The 10,640-nt window shown below is 66.6% G+C and carries 10 protein-coding genes; 8 read left to right on the top strand and 2 right to left on the bottom strand.

Features of this window, described 5'->3' with window-relative positions:
• Window positions 1-51 precede the first annotated feature (51 nt).
• The 4 genes from VZC37_RS13415 (at window position 52) to VZC37_RS13400 (ending at window position 3,635) form a co-directional block, all read left to right on the top strand.
• Window positions 52-1,425: an alpha/beta hydrolase-fold protein gene (locus VZC37_RS13415; RefSeq protein WP_330433049.1), complete on the top strand. Its 1,374-nt coding sequence runs from the start codon at window positions 52-54 to the stop codon at window positions 1,423-1,425.
• A gap of 307 nt (window positions 1,426-1,732) precedes the next feature.
• Complete coding sequence (locus VZC37_RS13410) at window positions 1,733-2,323, top strand: DNA-binding protein (RefSeq protein ID WP_330433048.1); 591 nt, start codon at window positions 1,733-1,735, stop codon at window positions 2,321-2,323.
• Window positions 2,324-2,337: 14 nt separating this feature from the next.
• On the top strand, window positions 2,338-2,976 hold the full coding sequence (locus VZC37_RS13405; protein ID WP_330433152.1) for an RES family NAD+ phosphorylase: 639 nt from the start codon (window positions 2,338-2,340) through the stop codon (window positions 2,974-2,976).
• Window positions 2,977-3,092: 116 nt separating this feature from the next.
• On the top strand, window positions 3,093-3,635 hold the full coding sequence (locus tag VZC37_RS13400; protein ID WP_330433047.1) for a winged helix-turn-helix domain-containing protein: 543 nt from the start codon (window positions 3,093-3,095) through the stop codon (window positions 3,633-3,635).
• A gap of 166 nt (window positions 3,636-3,801) precedes the next feature.
• Here the strand turns inward: VZC37_RS13400 and VZC37_RS13395 are convergent, their stop codons facing one another.
• Window positions 3,802-7,164 carry a DEAD/DEAH box helicase gene (locus tag VZC37_RS13395; RefSeq protein ID WP_330433046.1) on the bottom strand — a complete coding sequence of 1,121 codons (3,363 nt, stop codon included), beginning with the start codon at window positions 7,162-7,164 and terminating at the stop codon, window positions 3,802-3,804.
• Window positions 7,165-7,329: 165 nt separating this feature from the next.
• Between VZC37_RS13395 and VZC37_RS13390 the strand changes: the two genes are divergently transcribed.
• Complete coding sequence (locus tag VZC37_RS13390; RefSeq protein ID WP_330433045.1) at window positions 7,330-7,497, top strand: hypothetical protein; 168 nt, start codon at window positions 7,330-7,332, stop codon at window positions 7,495-7,497.
• Between the two features lie 10 nt (window positions 7,498-7,507).
• Here the strand turns inward: VZC37_RS13390 and VZC37_RS13385 are convergent, their stop codons facing one another.
• Window positions 7,508-8,560 carry an aldo/keto reductase gene (locus tag VZC37_RS13385; RefSeq protein WP_330433044.1) on the bottom strand — a complete coding sequence of 351 codons (1,053 nt, stop codon included), beginning with the start codon at window positions 8,558-8,560 and terminating at the stop codon, window positions 7,508-7,510.
• Window positions 8,561-8,665: 105 nt separating this feature from the next.
• Between VZC37_RS13385 and VZC37_RS13380 the strand changes: the two genes are divergently transcribed.
• The 3 genes from VZC37_RS13380 to VZC37_RS13370 are packed head-to-tail and all read left to right on the top strand — an operon-like array spanning window position 8,666 to window position 10,510.
• Window positions 8,666-9,295: a TetR/AcrR family transcriptional regulator gene (locus VZC37_RS13380; RefSeq protein ID WP_330433043.1), complete on the top strand. Its 630-nt coding sequence runs from the start codon at window positions 8,666-8,668 to the stop codon at window positions 9,293-9,295.
• Window positions 9,296-9,347: 52 nt separating this feature from the next.
• Complete coding sequence (locus tag VZC37_RS13375; RefSeq protein WP_330433042.1) at window positions 9,348-9,893, top strand: hypothetical protein; 546 nt, start codon at window positions 9,348-9,350, stop codon at window positions 9,891-9,893.
• Window positions 9,890-10,510 (top strand): RES domain-containing protein, encoded by a 621-nt coding sequence (locus VZC37_RS13370; protein ID WP_330433041.1) that lies wholly within the window; start codon window positions 9,890-9,892, stop codon window positions 10,508-10,510. The genes VZC37_RS13375 and VZC37_RS13370 overlap by 4 nt, the downstream gene beginning before the upstream one ends.
• Window positions 10,511-10,640: the final 130 nt, after the last annotated feature.

The raw sequence follows: 10,640 nt of genomic DNA, 5'->3' as shown, positions 1-10,640 counted from the left end.
CGATCGGCGCGTCGTCTTGTGGCCGGCGTTGCGGCCGTGACGAGTTTGGCGATGTTGTCGGGGACCGGGATCGCGATGGCGGTCGACCCGACCACTGTGCGGACCGGCTGCTCCTACACGAACAACTCCGAGCGTGACCGCAACATCCAGACGTGCCGGGTGTGGTCGGAGTCGATGCAGTCCATGGTTGTGGTGAAGGTGCGGCCGTCGAGTCAGCAACCGGGACAACAGGAACAGGCGGTCTACTTCCTGGGCGGGGTCGGCGGTGGCGACGAGGCCGGCAGCATCGCCTCGCAGTACAGCGAGCAGTACACGTTGGTGCAGGTGGTCGACGGGTCGAATGCGTGGTCGTCGAACTGGCAGGCGCTCCCCGTGGATGCTGACGGCAACACGCTGCCCAACCGCAGCGGCGGTGTGTACGACCCGCAGTGGGAGACGTTCATCGGTGAGGAACTGCCAGCGTACCTGGAGCAGGACTTCTCCGTTGAGCAGACCGGAAACGCGATCGTCGGGCTCTCGCTCGGCGGCGGGCAGGCGGTGAACCTGGCGCTGAAGTACCCCGAGGTGTTCAAGGTTGCGCACTCGATCTCCGGCTACTACCAGACTGACAGCGTCTTCGGATATCTGCTGATTCCGTACATCCTGAGCAACCGCAACGGCATCGCCAACGGCCTGGACGGTATGTGGGGCAATCCTTTTGCGCCCGGCAACCAGTGGGCCGCCAACGACGTCACCCGACACATCATCGAAGCCCGCGACAACGACCAGATCATCGTCATCTCCGCCGGCACGGGCCTGCTCACCGGGCGCGACGAGTTCGACGAACTGATCGGCCTCGGCGGCATCGGCGAAGTCGTGTTCGGCAGCCTGCTGGAGACGATGTCGTTCGCGTCGACGCTCGCGCTCAACGGTGTCGCCATCGTCTTCGACCTCCCCGTTCGCTTCAACTACACCCACGGCGCCCACACCTGGCAGCACTGGAACGCCAACGCCGAAGAAGAAGCGGACATGGTGCAGGATGCGCTCGAGGAGTACGAGCGGCCGGAGCCGGCGACCACCTCGGCTGTGGTGGAGGAGGTTGCGGTGACGTCGGCGCCGTCCGAGCCGTCCCTAACCCCGACGGTCGTTCCGTCCCCGTCGGTCGCTCCGTCCGTCGTCCCGTCGACTGGGCGCCAAATTCCGTCGACTGGGCGCGACTTTCCGTCGACTGGGTCTCAGATCCCGTCGACTGGGTCCTCGATTCCGTCGACTGGGTCCTCGGACTCGTCGACTGTGCGCACCTCGGCACCGGCCGAGTCCACGGATGAATCGACCGCTGCCCCGGAGACTTCGGATGTGCCCGAACCTGAGTCGAACTCGTCGTCGGTTGGTTCTGAGGGGGAGTCGGGCTCGGTGCCGGAAGTGGCGTCGCCGTCCGCAGACTGATGGCGTCGACGTTTGGGGTAGTTCCGCGCGAATGATGGGCGGGGCGAGCACGGCTGGAACCTGACGACCCTCCGGTGCGTCTGAATCGCATGGGAGTTCCACGGGAACCTTGGGAAACTGGCACTCGAGCACGACGGCAGCTTCACTGCTGCGCGGTGCGTGAACACAAGGTGTGTCGAGCTATAGATCGCGTCGGGTGACTGGGTGCATGAGGAGCATCGGATCTGGCGACGGTCGCGGTTGCCTGATTCCATTAACGCAAATAGCATAGATCTGACACCGTTAGGCTAGCTGGATGTGGATCAACATGTCGACTGCGGATGACGACCTCGACAACTTGTTGCGCGACCGTTTCGACCTCGATCGAGCGGCACTGGTCGCTGCGCTCCGCAGTTTGCCGCCGCAGCGCCCGTGGGCGGCGCGACTGACCGAGGGCGACGCCCGGTTGCTCGACACCGCCGGGTTCACCGAGGACCCCGACGACTACGCCCAGATCGCCGTAGACGCGACCGCGCACATGGCGCGGCTCTACAGCACCGCCCTGTCCGCGTCCGCGGTGGCCAAGGGGCTGCAGGTATCGGACTCGCGGGTGCGTCAACGTCGTCTCGCACACACCTTGTGGGCGATTGACGACGGCCGGTCGTGGGTCTTTCCAGTCCTGCAGTTTGAGCACGTCGAGCCAGACAAACTCATACACGTTCGCGGGTTGGATCAGGTTCTGCCCCAACTGCTATCCCGTGGACTGCATCCCACCGCGGTCGCCGAGTTCCTGGAGTCGCCGCAGCCGCAACTGCCCATCGGTGGACAGCCCAGGTCAGTCAAGCAGTGGCTGTTGCACGGAGAACCGGTTCAGGCGGTCCTGGAGCTGCTCGAGATCGCCGATTGGACAGCCTCTTAGTGGCCTCGGACTCGATGCTGCCCGACCCGCCCGATCCGGGCGACCTACGGGCACTGGGGTTGCGGGACGACGAGGTGCGGGTGATACGGGTCGACGAGGTGTGGTGGCGCGTGCACCGCACCATCGGCGACCACGTGCTGGCATGGAATGCGCTGCGCACCTACGGGCCGGTGCTGCGGTTCGACCCCCACCATCTGCCGCGTGGGGAGGACCCTGACGGACGCGGAGTCTGGTACGGCGCCGAAACCCCGGATGCCGCGCTGGCCGAGGCTTTCCAGGCCGACCGCACGATCGACCGCGGGCGCGAGCGTCCCTACCTCACCGGTCTGTCGTTCACCCGTCCGATCACCGTGATCGACATCGCCGCCGACAGTTCGGGTGCCTGGGCCACCCGCGCCGGTGGCACCTACGCCCTATCCACCGGAGGCCACCGCATCACTCAACGCTGGGCCCGCCACATCGTCGAGGCCCACCCCAACATCGATGGCCTCCGCTACAACAGCCGATTCGCCGGCACGCCTTGCCTGGCATTGTTCACCCCGGCCTCGACTGCCATGCCCAGCAGGCCGCAACTGTCCCTACCGCTAACTCACCCGGACCTCGCTGGCCGCATCGCGAGCGCGGCGAGGAGGCTCGGCTATGGGGTCGTTTGATGTGGATGCGGCTAGCGCCGTCGTCGGCTTGATTTGGGTTAGATACCCAGATCTACGTGGGAGTATACTGACTGCATAATTCTGAGATCGCGGGTTGCGCGAGATTGGGGAACGCGATGGCGACGAAGATCGAGCCTCGGAAGGTTGCTGAGATGCGTAGGATCGGCGCGCGCCGGCGGCTTAATGCCCGCCAGGAGCGGCAGGCCATCATCAACGCGGCCATGGATGGTTGGAACCAGAAACTCATCGCGGACTCTCTGGGCGTATCGCAACCGCACATCAGCCGAACGCTGAAAGCCGCCAAGCGGGAGAATGCTGGGACGTTGCGCGAGATCCCGCCCACCGCCTTGGACATCATCGATGAGCGTGACGCCGGCGAAATCAGCGACGAGCAGATGATGGAGAAGCTCACGGGACTCGACTACACCGATGGGCATGTCCCTGAGGTCAATGGTGTCGCCACCGATGCCTACGTCCGTGGCAGCTGGGACGACATCGAGTTCGCTTTCCAGCGCGATCGACTCACTTTCGAGGAGTACTCCGAGCTGCGCAACGCGGTAGCCGCCGAACAGATCGGGGGAACGCTCGCACCCAACCGCCCGGTCCCTGAGGAGATCCGGAGCGCTAGCGGAGGATCGTCACGAAGGGGCCCTTCGTGACGCTCGCAGGCTCGCTCCTCAGGGGGCGGGAGACACGTGGTTGCGGAGGCGAGTTGTGTTGCGGCCCTTCGTGACACTCGGCTAGCGCCTCGTTCCTCAGGGATCAGGGGAGGACACTCGGCTAGCGCCTCATTCCTCAGGGATCAGGGGGATCAGGGATCGGGGGCTACTGCGACCCCGGGGTGAACTCCACCAGCCACCCGAACAGAGGCCGGGCCGGTTCCGACGGCTTCGCCGGCCTCAACCCGAGCGGGCTCACGATCGGTGGAAGCTTGTCGGGGAACAGCGGTTTGCTGATGACGTGGCCGTCGTCGAGGGGTGTGGCGGATCGCCACCCGTCGCCCACGTGGATCAGCGCGACCAGGTGTCCGTGGTCGGTGACTGCGGCGCCCACCTCGATGCCGAGGGTTCCGGCGAGCGCGAGAAGCGCGCACTCGAACTCGCGGGGCATCGCGGACCCCGCCTTCAGGACGGTGGCCGCTGGACGGGCTGCGATCCCGGCCGACGCGTCGATGCGAAGCACCTCCCCCAAGGCGGCCCGAAGGTTGATGACGCGGGTTTCGTCGTCGTCGGCGTCACCGCTCAATATCTCGGCGATGGGCAGCAACTGCGGTTCCGGGGTGATCTGCGGCAACAGGTCGGACAGCAAGCGTTTGCGTTTGCCCTGCACCATGCCGCGGACACGGCCCGGTGTGGTGACCACCGCCGTCGGCGGCGACAACCGGCTGATCAGCTCTCGGGCGTGGTCGACTGCCGACGACGCATCGCCCTCGCCGGTCTGCGGCAGGTCGACGACGGCGTTCTGATAGGCGATATCGCCGCGGCGCGCGAACAGGATCACGTCGGCAGCGAGCACACTTGCACGCGTCGACCGCGGCACCGGCAGCTCGATGCGCCGCGGAAGGGTATGGGTGCGCAGGGTGGCGCGGGTCGCGCCGTCGTAGCTGATGACCACGAGAGTGGCCTCGGGCGGCGAGGCCTTGAGCGGGACGTCGGTGCCGTCGGCGGGACCGAGCTCCAGGTGCGCCCGACTGTGGACGAGACTGTCGAAGTCGTTGCGGGGGAGTTCAACTCCGCGGGGCGGGGAGTTGATCCCGTTCGGGTCGGTGAAGTCGGCGCGACGGGCTCGTCCCCACAGCAGCGGCACCCGTGCGAGGCGCGCCTCGTCATCTTGGAGTTGTTCGAGGAACCACAGCAACCGTCCGCTCCCGCGGTGCGGATGAGGTGTGAGATGCCACCAGGTGAGCCGGCGCGCGAGGTCGGCGGCCACCACCGGCTGCCACGAACCGATGCCGATGTAGCCCAGCGCGGCAATCCAACTGAGGTAGCGCGGGAACGCGTCGATGGCGCGGGTGAGCTCGGAGCGTGACAGGGGACCGGATACGCGCAGACGGTCGGGACTGTGCAATGCCGCCACGGCGGCGGCCGCGCAGAACCGGGGACCGAAGTCGGTGTCGAGCCGACGAGCCAACGCGGGCACCGAGGCCAGGGTGTCCTCGACCCAGGGGCCATAGGTCCGGGGATTGACCGGCCAATCATTGAGCGCTGGAACACTGTTCGCGATCGCAGCGAGGATCATGTATTCCGCGCCGGTCGCGTCGGTGGGGGTGGACAAGGTGGCGAGGCGGGAGTGGAGATTGCTTGCCGCGTCGACCCCGACCATCAGGCGGGTGGTCACGGCGCCGAGTTCGGTCACGGTGAGTGCGCCGTCGGCGTCGTCGACCAAACCATGGGTGACCAGGCGGTCGAGTACCCCATCGAGGTTGTGGCGCCGGTTGTTCTGGGCGTAGGCGAACGTGCCCTCGTACCAGAGTCGGGCGTCGGCGCGCTGCGCAACGCTGCCGAGCAGGATTTCCGCGAGGAGGGCGTCGGCGAGCTTGTCGATGAGTCGGCTGTCCACCCGGTAGCCGGCGACAAGTCGGCTGCGCCACGCGAGTTCCTCACTGCGCGGTACGAGAATGAACCCGAAGCCCTCGGATTCCTGACCGGCGCGTCCGGCGCGGCCCAGCATCTGCTGGGCCTGACTGGTTTCGAGTTCGTTGATGCCGAGGGTCAGGTCGCGGATGATGACCGAGCGGGCAGGCGTGTTCACCCCGGTCGACAGGCCCGAGGTCGCGACCAGGGTGTCGATCTGGCGTGCGTTGAAAGCAGCCAGCGCGCGTTGGGCTTTCGGCGCATCCCGAAAGTGGATGCCGACACCTTTGCCGAAAGTCTGGTCCACCAGGGTGTCGTCGTCGACGCCGCGGTAGCGGACGCCGGCCTGCAGGGCCGCGGTGCGGCGGACTGCGTTCTTGCTGCCGCAGAAGACCAGCACGCTGCCCGTACCCGAGCCGTCGCCGTCGTCCGACATGTCGTGCAGCAGGTCGGTGATGGCTTCGTCCTTGGCGTCCTCGTCGGCCCAGGGTTTGCCCGAGGGGGAGTCGTAGGTGACGAACTGCGTGAGCAGGCGCGTAGGCCGCCAATTCACCGTGATCAGTTGGGCGTTGAACCACGCGGCCAGCTCCTCGGCGTTGGCTGCCGTCGCCGACAGGGCGACGATCCGCGTCCGGTCGGCCGACGCGCGCAGCCGGGCGAGGAGCGACTCCAGGGTGGCGCCGCGCTCGTGGTCGCCCACGAGGTGCACCTCGTCGACGATCAGACAGCCGACTGTCTCCAGGAAGGACCTCAATGACGAACGACGATAGAGGGATTCGAACTTCTCGGTGGTCGCCACCCACAGCTGCGCGGTGCGGATGCGGTCGCTGGACATGTTGGTCTCGCCGGTCAGCTCGATCGAGGCGATTCCGTGTTCGCGCCACCGGGCCGCGGTCGCGGCCACCTCGGCGGCCAACGCGCGTGCCGGCAGCAGCCACACCGCCGGCCGGTTCTCCAGCAGGATCGACCGCAGTGCGGCCACCTCGCCGATCAGTGTCTTGCCCGAACTGGTCGGCGCGACCACCATCACGTGGCCTGCTGTGTTCAGCACTGCCGGAACGGACTTCGACTGCAGCGGGTTGAGTCGGTCGAAACGGTCGAGGTAGGGCAGCAGGGCCGGTGGGATCAGGGTGGCGGTGGGCGTCCAGGACTCCTCGCCGCTGGTGTTGCGGTCGGGGTCATCAGCCATCAGGTCGAAGCCCGCGGCGAACGCGTCGACCAGCCGCGGCGTGCTGTGCACCGTCCCCGAGTTCTCGTTGACCTCGAGTTCCTTGCGGGTGAAGTTGGTCGAATGGTTGAGGACGCGGTTGTCGGCGAGCACGACCTTCTCGTGCAGGTTGCGGACGGTGATCACGCGGACGTCGGCACTACGCAGGCGACGCAGCGCCGCATCGTTGGACGTTTCGGGCCGGGCGAACACGATGACGTCGACGTGGCGTCGGCGCGCGGCGATCGTCGCGTCCAGGAGGGCGTCGGCGTGGGGCGAGGCATCCCACCACGGGACCTTGATCCACAGACGATGTTCGGCGGTACCGACGAACGACTGGAGGGTGCGGTAGAGCGCGCCCTCGATGCCACTTTCCGCCGAGTAGCTGTCGACGTACTCGCTGACCACCCACGCCTCCTGTGTTGACTCCTTTCATTGAAGTTCGGGTGCGGGGGGAAATGCAATCGGGTGCGCTCGCCGTCGGAGGGTCTATCCTCGATCTATGCGATTCGTCCCCATGACCGCAGCCAAAGCCAGGCTCAGCGAGCTGGTGGCGACTGCTTCGGCGTCCTGATGTCCGCCGACGATCGGGAGTCTCACCACGAGACGATCTACTGGCGCTCGCGCCCAGGCGCCATCGAGGCGATCGGAAGGGCCGACGACGAACACGCTGCCGGCGAGACCATCTCGCTCGACGAGCTGCGGGAGGAGCACGGGCTCCCACCTCGTCGAGCGAAATGAGCCCGAAGATCTATGCAATTCGAGACGAGTCATACAGCGGCGGGTTGAGCCGAGCGAAACCCTCCTGCCGGTGGTACGGGAAGTGGGGGTAGGGCGCATCGACGGTCGAGGCGGCGTCGAGGTGCGCGACCTGCTCGCTACTCAGTGACCATCCGACCGCCCCGAGGTTGTCACGCAGTTGCGCCTCGTCGCGCGCGCCGATGATCACGCTCGACACGGTGTGCCTGCGCGACAACCAATTCAGCGCTACCTGAGCGACCGTCTTGCCGGTGTCGCAGGCTGCCTGGTCGAGCGCGTCGACCACTCGGAACAGTCGCTCGTCGTCGACCGGTGGGCCCGCGGAGGCGGTGGTGTGCAGCCGACTTGTCGCCGGCAGAGGGGTGTCTCGTCGGAGGCGGCCCGTGAGGCGACCCCACCCCAGCGGGCTCCAGACGATCGCTCCGACACCTTCGTTGACGCCCAGCGGCATGAGTTCCCACTCGTAATCGCGCCCGATCAGCGAGTAGTACACCTGGTGCGCGACGGGTCTCACGGAATTCCGCCGGTCGGCAACGGCGACCATCTTCATGAGTTGCCAGCCGGAGAAGTTCGAGACGCCGGTGTAGCGGACCTTCCCGCTGCGGACGAGGTCGTCGAGCGTGTCGACGACTTCGTCGAACGGTGTCGCGGCGTCGAAGGCATGCAGTTGAAAGAGGTCGATGTAGTCGGTGTTCAGGCGTCGTAGCGCGGACTCGACAGCGCGAATCAGCCGATGCCGGGAGGTGCCGGAGTCTGCCGGGCCGTCGCCGGTGGGCAGCGCAGCCTTGGTCGAGATCACCACACTGTCCCGGCGGCCCCGCAACGCCGCACCGAGCACCTCCTCCGACGCGCCGTCCGAGTAGACGTCCGCGGTGTCGAACAAGGTGACCCCGGCGTCGAGGCACTGGTCGACGAGGCGGCGCGCAGCATCGACGTCGGTGTCGCCCCACGCCTTGAAGAACTCTCCGCGCCCGCCGAAAGTTGCTGCACCGAAGCCGAACTCCGAGACCTGAAGGCCTGAACTGCCAACGCGCCGATACTCCATGACTCTCCTTAAGGGGACTGTGGTTCTGTTAGTGACTCTACGCCTGGATTCGGGAAAAAGGAACTGCAGACCCGTTAAGCGGGGTGGTCGTCGTACGATGCGTGTGTGAGCAATGCTTCGGAAACGCCGGCCGGTCGACGATCTGCTGACGCCCGCCCGGGCGGGCGGACCGCCGACGTCCGACGGCGCGTCCTCACCGCGACCGAGGACGCACTGATCGAGCACGGTTTCGCGGGTATCGAACTCCCCGTGATCGCTCGAGCTGCGGACGTGGGGAAGACGACGATCTATCGCCGGTGGGGTTCACCGCAGGCGCTGGTGAGCGACCTGCTCGATGAGATGGCCGCCCAGTCGGTCCGCGCCACGCATACCGGTGAACTCGACAGTGACCTGCAGGCCAATGCCGATCTGATCGTGCGCACGCTCGGTCATCGTCGGCAAGGTCGGCTGTTCGCCGCCCTGATCGCAGCGGCGACCCACGATTCGCACACCAAACGCGCGTTGGCGGAGTTCTATCGCATCCGGGTCGACGAGTGGTCCACGTCGGTCGCCGATGCCATCGACCGGGGAGCGATACCGGCGACCACCGATACGACTGCCGTCATCCGATACCTGTCCGCACCGCTGTACTACCAATTCTTCACCACCACAGAACGTCTCGGTGACGGCGATGCCCGCCGGGCGGTGCGGGCGACGATGGCGGCGTTGGGTGCTGGGGTTTTCGAGTCTTCCTGACGGCTACGAGCGCGGTGTATGCAGTGTTCGATATGGGTGTACGAGGTGTACGATGACCATTATGTCTGGTGACCTCGACGATCGCGTTGCCGCGCTGACCCGCGCCTTTGCGGTGCAGCTCGACGAGCGCCTTCGTCGTGCGCGACGTTCGGGAGTCGACCTGTCGTCGGCCCTCGACGACCCGGAGTTGCTTGCGCAGCGCATGATCGCGTCGTTGCCGCTGGGCGATCCGTTCGACGCGCTGATCGGTCCGTTCTACGACATGCAGGGCATGGTCGGGTTTCTCGGCATCACCAAGAACGCGATCGTCAAACGGCTGAGCACCGGCCGGCTCATCGGTTGTCAACTCGACAACCCCAGCCGCAGCTGGGTGTTTCCCACCTGGCAGTTCGGCGACGACCACGGCCTCGTCGACGGCATGGCGGAGGTGTGGGCGATCCTGACGGTCGACGCAGACCCGTGGACGGCCGCGACCTGGATGTGCAGCGCCAATGCCGGCCTGGATGACCTGACCCCCGTCGACTGGCTGCGATCCGGCCGCCGGATCGACGACGTCATTGCTGCCGCCCGGCATACCACCGCGCGGTGGAGTGCATGAGCCGTCAGCGTTCGTTTCAGAAGCCACCGCCCGCGAAACTCGACGACTTTCCCACCACCGCCCTTGGGGCGGATGCCGACCTCTTCCGCTGCCATCGCGCATCGCGCGGGCCGTGGTGGTTCAGTGGCCTCGGCCACGGGCGTTTCGATCTCGCTCCACCACGCGGTACCTGCTACCTGGGGCTCGACGAGGTGGCTGCGGTTCGCGAGGCCATCGGCCCGGAGATCGTCGAATTCGGCTTCATCACTGCCGAGTTCGCAGCTGCGCGGAGAGTGTCCCGACTCCGACTGCCTAAGGCACACCGTGTCGCCGACCTCACCGCATCGGCCGTCGCGGATTTTGGGGTCACCAGGGAACTCAGCGCGATGACGTCCTACGACGTTCCGCAGCAATGGGCGACTGCACTCGCGCGCCGGGCCGACGGCATTTTGTATCAGCCACGCTTCAGCACTGGACCCGATGCCCAGGCCGTGGCGATCTTCGGGGAGATGGGCGATCCGGGCTGGCCGCACCCGTCCGGTCGTGAGTCCATCAGCCTCGCGGTCGCGGCTCGCCGCGCGGGAATCGATGTGCGCCAACCGCCGTCGGCGGTGACGATCGTGCAACCGCCCGAGTGAGCTTGAGGTTTGGTGGCCCTTCGTGAGGCTCGCAAGCTCGCTCCTCAGGGACCAGGTGGTGGCCCTTCGATACCCTTCGATACGCTCGCAAGCTCGCTACTCAGGGCGGCGCGCGCAAGCTCGCTACTCA

The organism is Gordonia sesuvii, assembly GCF_036350415.1.
Classification (GTDB): Bacteria; Actinomycetota; Actinomycetes; order Mycobacteriales; family Mycobacteriaceae; genus Gordonia; species Gordonia sesuvii.
This window is presented reverse-complemented; position numbering and strand designations above follow the sequence as displayed.